The organism is Afipia sp. OHSU_II-C1 (assembly GCF_000497575.1).
GTDB lineage: Bacteria > Pseudomonadota > Alphaproteobacteria > Rhizobiales > Xanthobacteraceae > Afipia.
In genome coordinates this window covers 192,028-208,326 of sequence record NZ_APJI01000013.1, presented here as the reverse complement: position 1 = coordinate 208,326, position 16,299 = coordinate 192,028, and the positions used below count along the sequence as shown (strand labels likewise).

General features: G+C 62.5%; 20 protein-coding genes. 8 read left to right on the top strand and 12 right to left on the bottom strand.

Annotation, left to right across the window (positions count from 1 at the left end; genetic code table 11):
* Window positions 1–75: 75 nt before the first annotated feature.
* Both bfr and I554_RS0114250 read right to left on the bottom strand, forming a co-directional pair.
* Window positions 76–582, bottom strand: a complete 507-nt coding sequence (gene bfr, locus I554_RS0114255) for a bacterioferritin (protein WP_006021769.1) — start codon at window positions 580–582, stop codon at window positions 76–78.
* A 135-nt stretch (window positions 583–717) separates the two neighbouring features.
* Window positions 718–990, bottom strand: coding sequence for a (2Fe-2S)-binding protein (locus tag I554_RS0114250; RefSeq protein ID WP_024576422.1), 273 nt, complete (start codon window positions 988–990; stop codon window positions 718–720).
* Window positions 991–1,235: 245 nt separating this feature from the next.
* Between I554_RS0114250 and I554_RS0114245 the strand changes: the two genes are divergently transcribed.
* The 5 genes from I554_RS0114245 to I554_RS0114225 all read left to right on the top strand — a co-directional run bounded on the left by I554_RS0114245 (window position 1,236) and on the right by I554_RS0114225 (window position 4,113).
* Window positions 1,236–1,841, top strand: a complete 606-nt coding sequence (locus I554_RS0114245; RefSeq protein WP_024576423.1) for a pyridoxamine 5'-phosphate oxidase family protein — start codon at window positions 1,236–1,238, stop codon at window positions 1,839–1,841.
* A gap of 24 nt (window positions 1,842–1,865) precedes the next feature.
* Window positions 1,866–2,360 carry a CinA family protein gene (locus I554_RS0114240; RefSeq protein WP_024576424.1) on the top strand — a complete coding sequence of 165 codons (495 nt, stop codon included), beginning with the start codon at window positions 1,866–1,868 and terminating at the stop codon, window positions 2,358–2,360.
* Window positions 2,361–2,641: 281 nt separating this feature from the next.
* Window positions 2,642–3,037 carry a hypothetical protein gene (locus tag I554_RS0114235; protein WP_024576425.1) on the top strand — a complete coding sequence of 132 codons (396 nt, stop codon included), beginning with the start codon at window positions 2,642–2,644 and terminating at the stop codon, window positions 3,035–3,037.
* Window positions 3,038–3,237: 200 nt separating this feature from the next.
* Window positions 3,238–3,549 carry a hypothetical protein gene (locus tag I554_RS0114230; RefSeq protein ID WP_006021774.1) on the top strand — a complete coding sequence of 104 codons (312 nt, stop codon included), beginning with the start codon at window positions 3,238–3,240 and terminating at the stop codon, window positions 3,547–3,549.
* A 273-nt stretch (window positions 3,550–3,822) separates the two neighbouring features.
* Entirely contained in the window at window positions 3,823–4,113 is a 291-nt protein-coding gene (locus I554_RS0114225) for a hypothetical protein (RefSeq protein WP_006021775.1), read from the top strand.
* A gap of 69 nt (window positions 4,114–4,182) precedes the next feature.
* Here I554_RS0114225 and I554_RS0114220 read toward each other — a convergent pair whose 3' ends face one another.
* The 7 genes from I554_RS0114220 to ettA form a co-directional block, all read right to left on the bottom strand.
* Complete coding sequence (locus I554_RS0114220; protein WP_024576426.1) at window positions 4,183–5,424, bottom strand: lytic murein transglycosylase; 1,242 nt, start codon at window positions 5,422–5,424, stop codon at window positions 4,183–4,185.
* Window positions 5,425–5,529: 105 nt separating this feature from the next.
* The gene (locus tag I554_RS0114215) at window positions 5,530–6,156 is read right to left on the bottom strand and encodes a TIGR00645 family protein (RefSeq protein WP_024576427.1); all 627 of its coding nucleotides are present in this window, start codon (window positions 6,154–6,156) and stop codon (window positions 5,530–5,532) included.
* A 139-nt stretch (window positions 6,157–6,295) separates the two neighbouring features.
* Window positions 6,296–7,066, bottom strand: coding sequence for a trans-aconitate 2-methyltransferase (gene tam, locus I554_RS0114210; protein ID WP_024576428.1), 771 nt, complete (start codon window positions 7,064–7,066; stop codon window positions 6,296–6,298).
* Window positions 7,067–7,144: 78 nt separating this feature from the next.
* Window positions 7,145–7,480: a hypothetical protein gene (locus I554_RS0114205; RefSeq protein WP_024576429.1), complete on the bottom strand. Its 336-nt coding sequence runs from the start codon at window positions 7,478–7,480 to the stop codon at window positions 7,145–7,147.
* Between the two features lie 150 nt (window positions 7,481–7,630).
* Window positions 7,631–8,155 carry a MarR family transcriptional regulator gene (locus I554_RS0114200; RefSeq protein WP_024576430.1) on the bottom strand — a complete coding sequence of 175 codons (525 nt, stop codon included), beginning with the start codon at window positions 8,153–8,155 and terminating at the stop codon, window positions 7,631–7,633.
* Between the two features lie 6 nt (window positions 8,156–8,161).
* On the bottom strand, window positions 8,162–8,605 hold the full coding sequence (locus tag I554_RS0114195) for a MarR family transcriptional regulator (protein ID WP_024576431.1): 444 nt from the start codon (window positions 8,603–8,605) through the stop codon (window positions 8,162–8,164).
* Window positions 8,602–10,251 (bottom strand): energy-dependent translational throttle protein EttA, encoded by a 1,650-nt coding sequence (gene ettA, locus I554_RS0114190; protein WP_024576432.1) that lies wholly within the window; start codon window positions 10,249–10,251, stop codon window positions 8,602–8,604. The genes I554_RS0114195 and ettA overlap by 4 nt, the downstream gene beginning before the upstream one ends.
* Before the next feature lie 280 nt (window positions 10,252–10,531).
* On the opposite strand from ettA, the gene I554_RS0114185 reads away from it, so the two are divergent.
* Entirely contained in the window at window positions 10,532–10,729 is a 198-nt protein-coding gene (locus tag I554_RS0114185) for a hypothetical protein (RefSeq protein ID WP_024576433.1), read from the top strand.
* A gap of 369 nt (window positions 10,730–11,098) precedes the next feature.
* The gene (locus I554_RS0114175; protein ID WP_024576435.1) at window positions 11,099–12,055 is read left to right on the top strand and encodes a D-2-hydroxyacid dehydrogenase family protein; all 957 of its coding nucleotides are present in this window, start codon (window positions 11,099–11,101) and stop codon (window positions 12,053–12,055) included.
* A 166-nt stretch (window positions 12,056–12,221) separates the two neighbouring features.
* Here I554_RS0114175 and I554_RS0114170 read toward each other — a convergent pair whose 3' ends face one another.
* From I554_RS0114170 to I554_RS0114160, 3 genes are all read right to left on the bottom strand, one after another.
* Window positions 12,222–12,701: a VOC family protein gene (locus I554_RS0114170; protein WP_024576436.1), complete on the bottom strand. Its 480-nt coding sequence runs from the start codon at window positions 12,699–12,701 to the stop codon at window positions 12,222–12,224.
* A gap of 129 nt (window positions 12,702–12,830) precedes the next feature.
* The gene (locus I554_RS0114165; RefSeq protein ID WP_024576437.1) at window positions 12,831–13,670 is read right to left on the bottom strand and encodes an outer membrane beta-barrel protein; all 840 of its coding nucleotides are present in this window, start codon (window positions 13,668–13,670) and stop codon (window positions 12,831–12,833) included.
* 178 nt (window positions 13,671–13,848) lie between these two features.
* Window positions 13,849–15,090: a L,D-transpeptidase gene (locus tag I554_RS0114160; protein WP_024576438.1), complete on the bottom strand. Its 1,242-nt coding sequence runs from the start codon at window positions 15,088–15,090 to the stop codon at window positions 13,849–13,851.
* Between the two features lie 342 nt (window positions 15,091–15,432).
* On the opposite strand from I554_RS0114160, the gene I554_RS0114155 reads away from it, so the two are divergent.
* On the top strand, window positions 15,433–16,296 hold the full coding sequence (locus tag I554_RS0114155) for a hypothetical protein (protein WP_024576439.1): 864 nt from the start codon (window positions 15,433–15,435) through the stop codon (window positions 16,294–16,296).
* Window positions 16,297–16,299: the final 3 nt, after the last annotated feature.

Genomic DNA, 16,299 nt, shown 5'->3' with positions numbered 1-16,299 from the left:
GCGCAAAAAGAAAAGCCCGGAGCCGCAATCAAGCGGTCCGGGCCTTTGTCTTCAATTGGATCGAGGCAGGAGCGATCAGTGCCCCTCGCCTTCGGGCGGATTGTCGTCGCCGATATCGCCGACATGCTTCTGTTCGTAAAGCTGGATTCCGATGCGCTCGACGAGATCAAGCTGGGTTTCGAGGAAGTCGATGTGATGCTCCTCGTCCTTCATGATGCTCTCGAACAGGTCACGCGAGACGTAGTCCTTGATGCTGTGGCAGTAGGTCGCCGCCTCCTGGTAGAGCGTGCGCGCGCCGACTTCCGCGGCGAGATCGCATTCCAGGATTTCCTTGACGTTCTGGCCGATCCTCAGCGGATCCAGCACCTGCATGTTGGGGAAGCCGTCGAGAAACAGGATGCGGTCGGTGAAGCGGTCGGCATGGTGCATCTCCTCGATGGACTCCTTGCGCCAATGCTTGGCCATGCTCTTCAGGCCCCAATGATTGAGCAGCCGGAAATGCAGCCAGTATTGGTTGATCGCAGTCAGCTCGCTGCGCAGGCCCTTGTTGAGATAGTCGATGACCTTGGGGTCGCCCTTCATATTGCACTCCCTTGCGGAACCGTCGCTTGACGGTCCAAATTCAATTTAGAAGCGTTCTAAATGAGATTACAGGCAACTACAACCCCGGGCCGAGGGACCGGGATCGGCTGGGGAAATTTGAATGTCTGAAGGTGTTTAGCAGGCGGCCTGGGCCAGAAGGACCACCGGGTGCTGGTCCTCGTTGGCCGCTTCATGCTGGCTGTGGGGGCATCCAGAGCAGCAAGCCTTGGCGCAGGCACCCAGTGCTTCGTCCATGATCTTCTTGATGGTGCGGGCGCAACGGCCGCATTCGGCGCTACAGCCCAGACAGCCGTAGACCTGCCCAGCCGTGCGCGGAAAATCCTTGGCCTGGGTCACAACGCTACGCACGTCGTGGTCGGTCAGGACATTGCAGGAACAAACGATCATGGAGGCCCGGAGAACCTGTAAGGACTGTTGACCCACAGGTATTGGAGCGAAGCCACCGATGCAAAAGGAAAACAGCCACTTTTAAGCTATTCCAAACTGGCTAACCCCCTGCAATCCAATCTAGAATCAATCTAAACGGAACCTGCCTGCAAGCTGAAAGGGATTTTAGCGCTGTGGCGCACCCTCCAAATGCAGGGCGCTGCAGATTGGGCTACACGTCAATATCGCAAGAACGGGAGCACGGCGTGGCGCATATCGGACCTGACGACCTCGGCGCCATCTACGCGCCGCCCACCGACCGCGTGATCGCGAAACAGCTTCCGCGCATCGATCGCTACGCCGCGCACTTCATCGGCATGTCACCGTTCTGCGTACTCGCAACATCAGGTCCCGACGGCACCGTCGATGCCTCCCCGCGCGGCGGCAATCCCGGCTTCGTGCATGTCGAAGGCGAAACGCGCCTCCTGATGCCGGATCGCCCCGGCAACAACCGCATCGACAGCTTCCGCAACGTGCTGTCCGGCAGCGGCTATGTGCAACTGATCTTCTTCGTGCCCGGCCTCGACGAAACGCTGCGCGTCGGCGGCAATGCAAAGCTCTCGGCGGATGCCGACCTGCTCGCCTCCATGATCGAGTTTGGCAAGCTGCCGCGCGCCGTGCTCGATATCGCCGTGCGCGAAGTCTATTTCCACTGCGGCAAGGCGCTGATGCGCTCGAAGCTCTGGTCGCCGGATTCGCGTGTCGCCCGCTCGGCGCAGCCGAGCATCTCCGAGGTCATTCACGAGCAGACCGGTCAGGGCACGCCTGAATCCCAGGAAGCCGTCGAAGCTCGCTACAAGACACAACTCTGATTCCATCTCGCTGAAAGTCTCCCCATGGACAAGCTGCTGCCGCTCGCGGAAAAAATCGCCGCATCCCTGATCGCGCGAAAGGAAACCATCGCCATCGCGGAGTCCTCCACCGGCGGACTGATTTCGGCGGCGCTGCTCGCGGTGCCCGGCGCATCGGCCTACTACCGCGGCGGCGGCGTGATCTACACGCCGCGTGCGCGCGCGGCGCTGGTGAACATCACAAAAGATGAGATGGAGGCCATCGGCAATCGCGGCGCGACCGAGCCTTATGCCACCCTGCTCGCGAACCGCGCGCGCGAACTTCTCAACACGACATGGGGCCTCAGCGAAACCGGCGCGACCGGCCCGTCAGGCAATCGCTATGGCGACGCCGCCGGGCATTCGTGCATGGCGGTTGCGGGCCCGTTCGTACGCGTCATCACGCTGGAGACCGGCGACAGCGATCGCATCGCCAACATGCGGGCCTTTGCATTTCGCGCGCTCGAATTGTTCGCCGAAACGATCGGCGCGCCGCGCTGAACTGAACTGAACTGCATCGAATCGCGGATATGCGAATTCTCCAGCATTTATCGGCAGATTTGGTCGTTCATGTTCCCGAATTAACCACGGAACCCGCTTCACCTTTGATGAGCGAATGTTACGGGGGCAAAAACAGCATTGTTTTTGCGGAACAAATCCGCCCCCTAAACCTTAACAAAGAGTAGCGCCCCATTTTCCGGGTTTGTTAACCCACTCATCGCATTTTGGTCACATATGGCACGTACCTCGCGTCCATCATTCCCCACACAGAAGTGAGACAAATGCGAAGATTGCCAATCGCGATTGCGTCTGTTGTTGCCACGTTGGCAATTGCCGCCACTGCACCCGCCTCCGCTCAGGACTTCACTGCGTCCGTCGGCACTGAAGCCGCTGCGCCTCAGAAGAAAGTTTCGATGTTCCAGTCGGCGATGAGCGAAGTCGCCATCATGCGCTATCGCGCGGCGCTGAAACTGCGCGCCGAGCAGGCGAAGTACTGGCCCGCCGTCGCCAACGCGCTGCGCGTTCTCGCACGCGAGCCGCAGGTCAACGAAGCCGCCGTTCGCCGCTTTGCGCCGGCCGCGTCGGCGCTGTTCGCCAGCCTCGATGAGGACCAGAAGCGCACCGCGATGGGCCTCGTTCAGAAGGCGGGTCTGCAGCAGTACGCTTCGCTGTTCTGATCACAGGCCACGCCGCTTTTTTCCGCGGCTTTCGAAAATTCCGGCGGCGCTTCGCATTCGCGAGGCGCCGTTTTTCTTAAGCCCGCGCCTGATGATGGCGGAAATCCGGCTCCTCCATTCAGTTCCCGTTCAACGCAACTGTGAAACCTTCATCGCCGGGACCCGTTATCTAAGGGTCACAACGATGAAAGGTGAAAGCCATGCAGAAGATCGGCGCTAGGAAGATCGTCTTGGCAGTTGCCGCTGCCGCCACTGTCGCAGTCACCGCCCTCGCAGCCCCGGCACCGGCCGAAGCGCGCGGCGGGCGTATCGCAGCCGGCGTGGGCCTCGGCATTCTCGGCGGCGCCATCGCAGGCGCGGCGATTGCAAACAGCGGCGGTTACTACGGCCCGGGCTACGGCTATTACGGGGCCGGCCCCGTCTATTACGGTGGCGCGCCCTGCTACTGGCAGCGTGAGCGCTTCTGGGACGGTTACGGCTGGCGCGTCCGCCGCGTGCAGGTTTGCAACTGACGCAATCGTTCATCGGGCGGCCATTTTTTGGCCGTCCGGGCTTGGAAGAAAGGTACACTCCGGACGGCAAAAGCCGCTCCGGAGCGTTTTTGTTAACGGCCCGCGCGCCAGAATCCGCTATATTGGCGCCGGGACAATGCTGAATCGCCGGTGGGGGATGACGCCGGTACTTTCTAACAGGGGCCAAATCGGGCTATCTTGAGTTCCGTCATTGGATCCTTGCAGACCAATCGCCTTGCGCCGGGCTCTGGCGTGATCTGAGGAGAGATAAACATGAAGAAGGTTCTTTCAGCGTTCCTCGCGGTCGCGACGATCGCTGGTTCGCTTGCAACCGCGATGCCTGCCGCTCAGGCGCGTGATGGCGGCGCTGTTGCCGCCGGCGTTGGCCTTGGCATTCTCGGCGGCGCAATCGCCGGTGCCGCGATTGCCAACAGCCGCCCGGCTTACGGCTACGGCTACGCCCCGGGCCCCGTGTACGTCGAAGAACCCGCCTGCCGCCTCGTGCGCGAGCGTTTCTGGGACGGCTACGGCTGGCGTGTTCGCCGCGTTCAGGTTTGCGATTGATCTGAACACCTCACGATTGCGTCGTGAGACATGCGTTTCAAAACCCGGCCTCGCGGCCGGGTTTTTTGTTTATCGCCCCGCGCTCATCGCGCGCAGCACGTCCGCACTCGGCCAGCAATCGACCTTCAGCCCGGCCCGCTTTTGATAGGCGCCGAGCGCTGCGCGGGTCTGCATCCCCGCCTTGCCGTCAAGTTTCGAGCTGTAGAGGCCGATCCGCGTCAGATGCTTCTGCATCGCTTCCACATCGGTGCTGCGCAACTGTGTCGACGCGGACCACGGCGTGGCGAACGGCTGCCCGCCCGCCATGCGGTCGGCGAGATGGCCGACGAACAGCACGTAGAGATCGGAGAAATTGTATTCCTTGATAACGAAGTAGTTCTTCGTGGTCAGGAATGCCGGGCCATAGATGCCCTCCGGCTGCAGCAGCGATGCGTCCTGCGCCTGTTCGGCGGCGGAGAGGCGCAGGCCGCGCACCGGCACAAAGCCTTCGCGCAACCATTGCGAGATCGGCTTGGTCACCTCCGGCACGCCCTGCGCGCAGTCGGCATTGGCCGGCGCACGGACCTCGTAGGCCCAGCGCAGGCCCGGCTGCCAGCCTTTGTTTTTCAGCTGCTGCGCGGCGGAAGCGAGCGCATCCGGCACCGAGGTCCAGATATTGATATGGCCGTCGCCGTCGAAATCGACGCCGTGCTTGTGAAGTTCCGACGGCAGGAATTGCGTCAGCCCCGTTGCGCCACCCCATGAGGTCCGCAGATCCTTGCGCGTCACGTCGCCGTTCTGGATCAGCTTCAGTGCCTCGATGAATTCGCCCCGGTACTGATCCTTGCGCCGCCCGACATAGGCCTGCGTCGCCAGCACCCGCAGCCCGTCATACGGCAGCGCGTAGCGGCCGTAATCGGTCTCGCGGCCCCAGATCGCCAGAATGATCGTGCCGGGGACACCGAAGCGCTGCTCGATGGCTTTCAGCGTCGCCGCATGCTGCTGCATCAGGGTGCGGCCATGCGCGGCGAGCCGCGCGATGCTCGCCTCCTTCAGATAGTCCGCCGGCACCTGCACGAATTCGGCCTGCGACGGCGCGCCGGTCGATGGACGTCCGGGCAGCAGCAGATCCGGCAGCTTGTAGTCCGGCTCCAGCCCGCGCGTTTGCGCATCGAACGTCGCGCGCGAGACACCGGCTTTCTGCGCCTCGGGCCAGAGCGAGGCGACGAAGTTCGTGAAGCCGGCGTCGGCGGCGCGTGAAGAATGCGGAATCAGAAACAACGTCATTGCGAGGAGCGCAGCGACGAAGCAATCTAGTCTTTTATCGATCATCGCTGCGGGTCCGATATGGATTGCTTCGCTTCGCTCGCAATGACGGAAGAAGGAGAAATTCCATGTTCATCCGTCGCCCGCAATGACGGCTTTCGCGTGGCTGCGTCAATGCCCGTGATGGCCCTTCGCCCCGTGTCCGGTATGCGCCGCTTCGCCGTTCGGCGCGAGCACCGGCCCGTTCGAAATCCGGTCGACATAGGCGATGCCGATGGCGGAGAGGATGAACATGCCGTGGATGATGGTCTGCCACATCACGCCGGCTTCGGTGTAATTGGTGGTACGGCCAGCGCCGCCAAGATTGCCTGCCTCGATGAAGGTGCGCAGCAGGTGGATCGAGGAGATGCCGATGATCGCCATCGCAAGCTTGATCTTGAGCACGCTGGCGTTGACGTGGCTGAGCCATTCCGGCTCGTCCGGATGGCCCTTGAGATGCAGCCGCGACACGAAGGTCTCGTAGCCGCCGACGATCACCATCACCAGGAGGTTGGAGATCATCACCACGTCGATCAGACCCAGAACCACGAGCATGATCTGCTGCTCGGAGAAATCGAACGAATGGGTGATAAGGTGCAGGAGCTCTTTCAGAAAGAGAATGACGTAAACACCCTGGGCCACAATCAGACCGACATAGAGCGGCAATTGCAGCCAGCGTGATCCGAAGATCAGCATCGGAATCGGACGCAACGAGGTATCGCCTCGTGGCGGCAAGGGGGTATCGGGCGTAAGGGACATGTGTGCTCCGGCTGGCCGTTTTCAGACGGTACTCAGCTAAGGAACATGTCAGATTCTGTCGAGGCGCGCTCCAGCGGCTTTTCACCGCAGCGGATTTTCCCGTTCGACATCATCGCGTCAGATTTGTCAGGCTGCGGCGCTACTTGACGATCACGATGAAAATCCGCGGAAACCGCAGCAGCACCTTGCCGTCGGCCTGCGGCAGATAGCTTGCGGCGATGCGCGCCGTATAGGCCTCAAGGAATTCCTTTCGCTCCGGGATCTCCAGCGGATCGAGGAACGGACGCAATCCCGTGCCCTTGACCCATTCGACGATCGCGGCGGCGTCATCGAGCACATGGTAATAGACGGTGTGCCAGATATCGATGCGGCTGCAGAGCGGACGCAGCGCGTCGTAATAAACGCCGGGGCCCGGCAGTTCGCCCCTCGCCTCCAGCGCATGCGCGAGTTGGGTATGGAATTGCGGCAGGCGCGCAACCTCGCGCATCAGCACATGCGATGGCTCGTCCATGTTGTCCGGCATCTGGACGGCCATCGCGCCGCCGTCCGGCAACGCCATGGCAAGACGCATCAGCTGCTTGATGTGGTTCGGCACCCACTGGAAGATCGCGTTGGCGAACAGCACGTCGGTGCCGGCCGGCGGCGCCCAGTGCGAGATATTGGCATCGATGAAGGTGTGCTGCGGCAGCCGCTCGCGGGCCTGACGCAGCATGTCCGCGGAGGTATCGATGCCGGTGATCTTGGCCTGCGGCCAGCGCCTGGCGAGCAGTTCGGTGGAGTTTCCGGGCCCGCAGCCGATGTCGACCACGCCCCTGGCATCCTGAACCGGAATCTGCGCCAGCAGGTCGCGGGCCGCCCGCGTCCGCTCGTCCTCGAATTTGAGGTATTGCTGCGCATCCCAGTCGGCCATCGTGACGCTCCACGCTCGCGCGTATTCCGGAGCGCACCTTTTACGTCAGCCGATATACGATGGCCAGATGACGACCGGTTAACCGCCGCAATTTCCCTGAACCGCAGCCGCCGCCTTCTGGCGCGCGATTTCGCTCGCAGCGCCTGTACCGATGTTCGCCGCGGCGCTGGCGGCGGCGCTGCCGAACGGCAGAAACCCGACCGCGCTCGACAGGACAGACGTTCCCACCGCCGTATTCTGCGCGTCACTGACCGCGTCCTGGCAGCGCCTGGCGCGTTCCATCGCCTGCTGCTGCGGATCGACGGCGCGCTTCGCCGCGCGCGGCTTGGATGGACGCGCAGCTTCCTCCGACAGCACCGAACCCGGCGTTAGCAGCAGAAGCGTGAGTGCAAACACAACAAACCGTAAAATCATGATCTTCTCCCGTGGCTGAAAGGCCACCGGGATCACGCACCCAAAAGGTGCGCTTGCGCTACGTGTTCGATAAGAGGCGCTCGACCCCGGTGGCGGAGAACGGTGATCCATTCCCTTGGCCGACGCCTATAGCGGCACCGCACGCAGGGATCACGCGGGATCGATTGCAGTTTTGCTGTCGATGGCGTCGCTGCCCACCCACACAAAGCCGTGATCGCGCATGATGCGGATTCGCGCCTGCAGATAGCCGTGACCGATGGTTTCAAGCCGCCGCGTCGGCAGCAGAAAGATGCGGCGGCGGTCGTCGGGATCGGTCTGGCGCACGATCATGCCGCTTTTTTCCATGTCGTCGAGGTGGCGCGAGACGGTCGCTTCGGTCACGAAGATTTCGAAGTAAGTCGCCAGTTCCTTGTGCGTGATCGCGCGTCCGGCGAGCCAGCGATGCGCGACGATGCTGAACATCATGTCGGCTTCGAACACACTGCGCCACGGCCGGTTCAGCACATTGGCGGCGATCACGGTGCGGCGGAAATCCGCACGCCACTGCACATAGGCGACATCGATGCCGAGCGCTGCGCGCTCCTCTGCATCGATCGTGCAGTCATCGAGATTGAATGTAACCGCTGGACTTGCGCCGATTTCCTCGGACGTCACCTTCTTGTCGTCGTCCCCCACGAACCTTTACCCCGCGTTGTTGCCGCCGTTCCAGACAAAGCCGTTTTCCCGCATGATCCGCAGACGCGCCTGCTCGAATTCATGCCCGATGCCTTCGAGCCGCCGCGTTGGTATCAGGAACATGCGGCGGCGATCGCCTCCATCGACCCGACGTTCGACCAGACCGTTCTGCACCATGTCGTCGATATGGCGGGAGACCGTCGCGTCGGTCGCGATCGATCCGAAATAGGTCGCCACTTCCTTGAGCGTGACCGGCCTCCCCTTCAGCGCGTGGTGAGCGATGATGGCGAAGATCATGTCGGCCTCGAAGATGCTTCGCACCGGACGGCCGAGCACGCCGTTCGCGACAAGCTTCTGGCGGAACTCCGACCGCCACTGAACCCACGCGACATCCATCGCCAGGAGCGCCCGCTCCTGCTCGTCGAGGTCGCTGTTCAGCGAAGCATTCACCGCGTCAGTTTCTTGTATTTCACGCGATGCGGGATCACCGAATCCTGGCCGAGCCGGCGCATCTTGTCTTTCTCGTAGTCCTGGAAGTTGCCTTCGAACCATTCGACATGGCTGTCGCCTTCGAAAGCGAGGATATGCGTTGCGATGCGGTCGAGAAACCAGCGATCGTGGCTGATGATCACGGCGCAGCCGGCGAAATCCTCCAGCGCCTCTTCCAGCGCGCGGAGCGTATCGACATCGAGATCGTTGGTCGGCTCGTCCAGCAGCAGGACGTTGGCGCCGGACTTCAGCATCTTGGCGAGATGCACGCGGTTGCGTTCACCGCCGGACAGCGCGCCGACTTTCTTCTGCTGGTCCGCGCCCTTGAAGTTGAACGCCGAGCAGTAACCGCGCGAGTTCACTTCCTTCTTGCCGAGCAGGATCTGGTCGTTGCCGCCGGAAATTTCCTCCCACACGGTCTTCTTGCCGTCGAGTGCATCGCGCGACTGATCGACGTAGCCGAGATGCACGGTCTCACCGACTGTAATGGTGCCGGAATCCGGCTTTTCCTGTCCGGTGATCATCTTGAACAGCGTGGTCTTGCCCGCGCCGTTGGCGCCGATCACGCCAACAATGCCGCCCGGCGGCAGCTTGAAGGTGAGATTGTCGATCAGAAGGCGATCGTTGAAGCCTTTGCTGAGCCCCTCGAAGTCCACCACGTTGTTGCCGAGACGCTCGGCCACCGGAATGATGATCTGCGCGGTCTGGGTCTGTTTCTCGCTGGCCTGCTTGAGCAGGTCCTCGTAGCGCTGATAGCGCGCCTTAGATTTGGCCTGACGTGCCTTCGGGGAGGATGCGATCCACTCCTGCTCGCGGGCGAGCGTCTTCTGGTGCGCGGCGTCCTCGCGGCCTTCCTGCTCCAGGCGCTTCTGCTTCTGCACCAGCCACTGCGAATAGTTGCCCTCGTAGGGAATGCCCTTGCCGCGGTCGAGTTCGAGAATCCAGCCCGTGACGTTGTCGAGGAAGTAGCGGTCGTGGGTCACGATCAGGATCGCGCCCGGATAGTTGCGCAGATGGCCTTCCAGCCATGACACGGATTCCGCGTCGAGATGGTTGGTCGGTTCGTCCAGCAGCAGCAGGTCCGGCTGATCGAGCAGCAGGCGGCACAGCGCGACACGGCGGCGCTCACCGCCCGAGAGCTTTGTGACATCGGCATCGTCCGGCGGACAGCGCAGCGCGTCCATCGCCTGATCGACCTTGCTGTCGAGATCCCACAGGCCCGCGGCCTCGATCTCGTCCTGCAATTTGGTCATCTCGTCGGCGGTCTCGTCCGAGTAGTTCATCGCCAGTTCGTTGTAGCGATCGAGGATCGCCTTCTGCTTGGCGACGCCTTCCATGACGTTCTCGCGCACGGTCTTGGTGGCGTCGAGCTGCGGCTCCTGTTCGAGGTAGCCGACCCGCGCGCCCTCGGCGACCCAGGCTTCGCCGTTATAGTCCTTGTCGATGCCGGCCATGATCCGCAGCAGCGTCGACTTGCCCGAGCCGTTGACGCCGAGCACGCCGATCTTGGCGTCGGGATAGAACGACAGATGCACGTTATCGAGCACCTTGCGGGTCGGGTAGGCCTTGGTCAGACCCTGCATGAAGTAGACGAACTGGCGAGCCATCGTGATCCTTTGACGGTTCCGGAAAACCTTCGTTGTGCGGGGAAATTTGCTGCCGTTGATGTAGCGGCGGGAACCGCAAAGGGCAACCGGCGCGGCCCTCCAAAGGTAGGGTTTTGGAAAGGCTGCCGAGAGAATTTTCCAGCGATCTGAGGCCGTTGCCACGACGAAAACGGCTTTTTAATCGAATCCGCGCAACTTGCCGGTTCGAACCGCGGACAGACGCGCCGCGACCAATATTCAGGCGTCAAGAATCAGCACTACAGATCGTCGAGCAGAAGCCATGACGACGCACAGCACACCGATCCATATCGCGGAAATGTCCGCACCCCGCACGGCCCCATCCAAGGGACTGCTGGCCGAGATCGCCGAGTTCTGGCGCACCTTCATCAAGGCGGCCTTCGACCCCTACCACCCGGAACAGCACTATATGCGCGGCCCGGGTCCGGCCTGCGCGGCCAAACAGGCCCGTCGCGGCTGACATCGCCAGATGGAGCCGATCAGATTAACATTTATGATTGCCGGATTCTTTGTCGTTGGCCTACTGGCCCTCTGGGGCGGTTGGTTTGTGATAGATTTTATCTTTGCGACATCGCTCAAAGGTGAACCCAGCCAAGCAAATGCGGCTGCGGTATACGTCCCCATCTACTTTCTGGTCCGATTTGTCGGCATGCCAATCATCGCGATTATAGCCGCGAGTTGCGCGGCCTGGGGTGTTGCGCAATATTAGCTCGCAACGATTGGTCTCGCGCTCCGTTCATAATGACGTGTGCGCTGCCTCACCTCTCCCCGCTTGCGGGGAGAGGGAGCACCACATTCCCGCCAGCAGATCAAAAACGGAAAAACAAAAATGCCCGTGCGCTGCGCCATTCTCGACGACTACCAGAACGTCGCGCTCAAGTTCGCGGACTGGTCATCGCTCAAGGACCGGATCGACATCACGGTGTTCGACAAGCCGTTCGCGTCAAGCGACGAGGCGGTGCGCTCGTTGCAGGATTTCGAGATCGTCTGCGCCATGCGCGAGCGCACGCCGTTTCCGCGCGAGACGCTGAGCGCGCTGCCGAAGCTGAAACTGCTGCTGACCTCCGGCATGCGCAACGCCTCGTTCGATCTTGAAGCCGCGAAGGAGCGCGGCGTCACGGTGTGCGGCACCGGCGGCGTCGGCAACGCCACCGCGGGACTGACCATCGGACTGATGCTGGAACTGACCCGCAAGATCGGCTTAGAGAACGCGCGCATGCACGCCGGCGAGCAATGGCAGACCACCATGGGGCAGGACGTCGAGGGCATGACGCTCGGCGTCGTCGGGCTCGGCAAGCTCGGCACGAAGGTCGCCACGATCGCCAAGGCGCTCGGCATGAACGTGATCGCCTGGAGCCAGAACCTGACGCCGGAGGCCTGCGCCGCCGCGGGTGTGACTTACGCCACCAAGGATGAGCTATTCGCGACCGCCGATATCGTCACCATTCACGTCATCCTGAGCAAGCGCACGCGCGGGCTCATCACGCGCGACGATCTCGCACGCATGAAACCGACGAGCTATCTGGTCAACACCGCGCGCGGGCCGATTGTGGACGAAGCCGCGCTGCTTGACGCGCTCCAGCGCAAGGCTATCGCGGGCGCGGGCCTCGACACGTTCTCGCAGGAACCGCTGCCGCTGGATCATCCGCTGCGCAAGCTCGACAACGTCGTGCTGACGCCGCATCTGGGCTACGTCACCGAGAACAACTACCGGCGCTACTACGGCGACATGGTCGAGGACATCGCCGCGTGGCTCAGCGGCGCGCCGGTGCGGGTGATGACGTAGTGTTCACCCCTCCCCGTTTACGGGGAGAGGTCGGATCGTGAAACGATCCGGGTGAGGGGCGGAAGCATCCGTGATGTGGACAGCTTGCCCCTCACCCCAACCCTCTCCCCACAAGCGGGGAGAGGGAGAAGATATGGCTCCTCGCAATGACGGATGGACGAAGCCTTCACCCGCGTATCGCGGCCTCAATCGCGGCCACGTCGATCTTCTTCATGGTCATCATCGCTTCGAACGCGCGCCTGGCTTCCTCGCCGCCCTTGGCCATCGCGTCCGTCAGGACGCGCGGCGTGATCTGCCACGAGATTCCCCATTTGTCCTTGCACCAGCCGCAGGCGCTTTCCTGCCCGCCGTTGCCGACGATGGCGTTCCAGTACTTGTCCGTCTCCGCCTGATCGTCGGTTGCGATGCAGATCGAGAACGCTTCATTGTGTTTGAAGATCGGCCCGCCGTTCAGGCCGATATAGGGAATGCCCGCCACGGTGAAATCCACCGTGATGGTGTCACCCGCCTTGCCTGACGGATAGTCGCTCGGCGCCTTGTGGACGGCGTTGACCTTGCTGTCCGGAAATACGCTCGCATAAAACTTCGCGGCCTCTTCCGCGTCCTTGTCGTACCAGACGCAGATCGTGCTTTTGTTCTTGGCCATGCGGTTCCTTCCTCGGTCGTTGTCACTCCATCAAGATCGCAAATTTGCAAAGGTTGCATGTCATGCGCAACAAAAAGCCCGGCAAAACCTTAAGGTCTTGGCCGGGCTTCTGTTTAACGGATCAAAAAATCAGAAGTGATAGTTCGCGCCGATGCGCACGACATGGAAGTCAAGATCGCTGAAGTGCGTGTTGTAAGATGAAATTGCGTTACCCGGAACGCCGGGGGCAGCCGAAGTGATGCTGCTGCTTCCAAGATTGACGTAGAGATACTCAGCTTTGAAAGAAGCATTTCGCCAGGCCGCGTATTCAAAGCCGCCACCAGCGGTGTACCCGGTCATCACTTTTGTCGTTGGTCCCGTGTAGCAAGCTCCCGAAGCAGGAGGACATGCGGCACCGAAGCCACCGCCCGTTGCGGTATAGCCTATCGTGTTGCTGAGGGTCGAGTTTGCGTGGACCGAGCCGTAAGCCAGACCGCCCGTTCCGTAAACGAGGAGTTTGTCAGTCGCGAGCCATCCAGCGCGCGCGCGCAGCGTTCCGAACCATTCAACATTCTGCTCGGCGTTAACCTGCCCGGGTCGACCGATGAGCGCGTAGGGCGTGGCCGCCGATCCCTTGATGTCACTGCCCTGAAAATCCGCTTCCAGACCAATCAGCCAATTGGGCGAGACCTGCCAGTTGTAACCAGCCTGCGCGCCGCCAAGAACGCCTTTGACATCGTATGCAACCGAAGCCGCCGGGTTTGGATTGGAAAAGTTGAATACGTTCGCGGATACAGGGTCATTGGGCGCAAAGGTCGCAACCGGATCGTTAAAGCCATAGCCGACGTTGAGGCCGGCGTAGAAGCCCGTCCAGCTTGAGACCGCCGCCAATGGAGGCGCTTTTGTATAGGGGCGCGCCGCGATGTCAGCAGCGTGTGCGCCGGTTGCGCCAAGAGCGGCAACCGCAGCAGCGGCCAAAAGCTTTTTCATGAAATTCCTCAAAAACATGCAACAAAATCTGGATGCACCCTAAGGAGAGTCGAAGGTCGTTACTGTAGCGCGCGGGCAACAGCGTGGAACTCTGTCGATAGGCTTCTTCGACACTGCGAGCCCAAACAAAAATGCCCGCGACAGGCGCGGGCATTTTCATTCGAACTGAAATCCTGATTTACCGGATCGTGACCGGCGCGGGCAGCGGCGGCACAGCCGTCGGTCCCTGATTGGCCACGCCCATCGACGCGGTCGGGCGCTGCGGAGGCGCACCGTTCGCCATCGGCGCGGGAGCGGGTCCGCCCTGATACGGCTGCGGCTGGGCAGACGCGGTGACCGGCTGAGGCTGCGGCAAGGCCGGCGGTTTACCGCCCGGCAGCACCACAACCCGGGTGCCGACCTTGGTGCGCTCGAACAGATCCGTGACATCCTCGTTCAGCATGCCGATGCAGCCGCTTGATACGAACTGGCCGATGGTCGACGGCTGGTTGGTGCCGTGGATGCGGTACACGGTCGAGCCGAGATACATCGCACGCGCGCCGAGCGGATTACCGTCACCGCCGGCCATGAAGCGCGGCAGGTAAGGCTGGCGCTCGATCATTTCCGTCGGCGGATGCCAGTCCGGCCATTCCGCCTTGCGGGTGATCTTCTGCACGCCGGTCCAGGTGAAGCCGTCGCGGCCGACGCGCACGCCGTAGCGGATCGCGCGGCCATTGCCGAGAATGTAGTAGAGGTGCGTATTCGGCGTATCGACGATGATGGTGCCGGCCGGCTCCTTGGTCGGATAATTGACCTCGGTGCGCCGCAGGTTCGGCGGCAATTCCTTGCGCGGGCCGGTTTCGGGCTGCTCTTCAGGCGGCAATGCCGACATCACGGAGCGGCCGTTGGCGCCCTGCGCCGTGCCGGGCGCCTGCAGATCGAGCGCACCCGTCGGCGCACCGTCCACTGTCCCAGGCGGACGCGGACGGTCGGTAAAATCGGTGCCCTGCGGCGGACCGCGGTCGCTGTAGATCGGCGCGGGGCCGCGATCGGAATAACCGGGCGCCGGCGGGGTGTAAGCGGTCGGGCGGCCGTAACGCGGATCGTCCGGCGACATCACCGGGCCGCGCGGGTCGAGGCCCGGCTGCTGCTGGTAGCTCTGCTGCTGCGGAGCGGGCTGCTGCTGGTAATTCGGCTGCTGCTGGTAGCCCGGAGGCGACAGCGCCGTGCCACGGTCATCGCCATCGAGGCGGTCGAAATCCGGCACGCTGCGGTCGTCCCGCGCGTAGGGCGCTGGCTGGAGCGGCTGCGAATAGCCCGGAGGCGGCGGATAGGACTGCGCCAGTGCAACAGATGCACCTGCCAGACCGGCCACCGCGGAAACCGCAAAAGCCGTCGTGAAGGACTTGGCAGAAAAACCCTTGGAAACGCGATTGAACATCATGCCCCTTATATAGCGCGAACCCGCCACCGTATCGTTAACGGCAGTTCGCGCAGGATAGCGGCGCATTCAAGACAATCGTTGAAAAAAGTGCCCGAAAACGGCTGACTTTTTCGCGAGATTGCAGCCGGGCAACAGGTTCCCGCCAATGTGACGCCATCCCCAGCCCCGGCCGAAGTTTTTTCAGGCAAATTCATGGCCTGCGGTATCCTTCCCGAAGGCTTGATTCGTGGCCTTCAGCCGCGCTTCCGGCGTTCAGTTTTTGCTTCTCCAGCGTTCACATGCGTTTCGTTTTGGCTCGAGACCTTCGCGCCTCCACCGCCGAAGGCAGGACACGTCACAATGCTCCCCGGATTTCGAATCCTGTTTGCGACGACCGTGCTGGCGATCTCGATTCTGATCTTCGGCCTCGGCGCGGCCGCGCTGCTGCGCGCGGCGCATGAGGAATTCGCGAGCATGCCGTCGTGGCGGCTGGCGCAGCAGCCGATGCTGGCGCCGCAATTCGAACTCAGCGGACCGACACTGGCGATGCTGCGGGTCGAGGCGCTGACGGCGAAGCCGTCCCCGGACCGGACCATCCGCCAGCAGGCCATCATCCGCGACATTCCGCGCGACCTGCCACCGGCCGAAACCGTGAAGCAGGACGCCGGCGACACACTCAGGGAAGCCGAACAGACACCGGCCGAACCCGCTCCGGCCCCGGAGACGTCCGCAGCTCTGAGCGCAAAGGCCAGCACAGAAGCTCCGGCAGCGGAAGCACCGGCCACGGATGCCAAGCCCTCGGATACCCAGACCTCCGAAGCCAGCGCCACCGACGCGAAGGTTCCGGACGTGAAGCCTCAGGAAGCCGCGCCGGCGGGCGTGAAGGCCTCCGAGCTCCGGATCTCCGAAGCGAAAGCCGTCGACGCAAAATCCGAACCCGGACTGGCTGATCCGAAGCCGACCGAGGCCATATCCTCAGAGACCAAATCTTCGGTGACCGAAGCGTCCGAGCCGCGATCGACGGAGACGGTTGCGTCCCTGGAACGATCGACGGAAGCAACGGCCTCCGCGACGATCCCCCGGCCTGCGGCGAAGAAAGTCCGCCGCGTCAATCCGCGCGCCGTCGCACAGCGGCGTCAGGTCGCTCGCGCCCGCGCGGAGGAACGCGCACGGGCTGAACAATTGCGGCAGCAGCAAAAAGCATTTCCGCTGTTCGGCGGCTAAGGC

Bases quoted from the DNA above. Each gene is read 5' to 3' on its own strand.
- I554_RS0114220 (WP_024576426.1), bottom strand. From the start codon at position 5,424: ATGATCGATAAAAGACTAGATTGCTTCGTCGCTGCGCTCCTCGCAATG.
- I554_RS0114240 (WP_024576424.1), top strand. From the start codon at position 1,866: ATGGACAAGCTGCTGCCGCTCGCGGAAAAAATCGCCGCATCCCTGATC.
- I554_RS0114230 (WP_006021774.1), top strand. From the start codon at position 3,238: ATGCAGAAGATCGGCGCTAGGAAGATCGTCTTGGCAGTTGCCGCTGCC.
- tam (WP_024576428.1), bottom strand. From the start codon at position 7,066: ATGGCCGACTGGGATGCGCAGCAATACCTCAAATTCGAGGACGAGCGG.
- bfr (WP_006021769.1), bottom strand. From the start codon at position 582: ATGAAGGGCGACCCCAAGGTCATCGACTATCTCAACAAGGGCCTGCGC.
- I554_RS0114250 (WP_024576422.1), bottom strand. From the start codon at position 990: ATGATCGTTTGTTCCTGCAATGTCCTGACCGACCACGACGTGCGTAGC.
- I554_RS0114160 (WP_024576438.1), bottom strand. From the start codon at position 15,090: ATGTTCAATCGCGTTTCCAAGGGTTTTTCTGCCAAGTCCTTCACGACG.
- I554_RS0114175 (WP_024576435.1), top strand. From the start codon at position 11,099: ATGCCCGTGCGCTGCGCCATTCTCGACGACTACCAGAACGTCGCGCTC.
- I554_RS0114185 (WP_024576433.1), top strand. From the start codon at position 10,532: ATGACGACGCACAGCACACCGATCCATATCGCGGAAATGTCCGCACCC.
- I554_RS0114235 (WP_024576425.1), top strand. From the start codon at position 2,642: ATGCGAAGATTGCCAATCGCGATTGCGTCTGTTGTTGCCACGTTGGCA.
- I554_RS0114215 (WP_024576427.1), bottom strand. From the start codon at position 6,156: ATGTCCCTTACGCCCGATACCCCCTTGCCGCCACGAGGCGATACCTCG.
- I554_RS0114165 (WP_024576437.1), bottom strand. From the start codon at position 13,670: ATGAAAAAGCTTTTGGCCGCTGCTGCGGTTGCCGCTCTTGGCGCAACC.
- I554_RS0114205 (WP_024576429.1), bottom strand. From the start codon at position 7,480: ATGATTTTACGGTTTGTTGTGTTTGCACTCACGCTTCTGCTGCTAACG.
- ettA (WP_024576432.1), bottom strand. From the start codon at position 10,251: ATGGCTCGCCAGTTCGTCTACTTCATGCAGGGTCTGACCAAGGCCTAC.
- I554_RS0114155 (WP_024576439.1), top strand. From the start codon at position 15,433: ATGCTCCCCGGATTTCGAATCCTGTTTGCGACGACCGTGCTGGCGATC.
- I554_RS0114170 (WP_024576436.1), bottom strand. From the start codon at position 12,701: ATGGCCAAGAACAAAAGCACGATCTGCGTCTGGTACGACAAGGACGCG.
- I554_RS0114225 (WP_006021775.1), top strand. From the start codon at position 3,823: ATGAAGAAGGTTCTTTCAGCGTTCCTCGCGGTCGCGACGATCGCTGGT.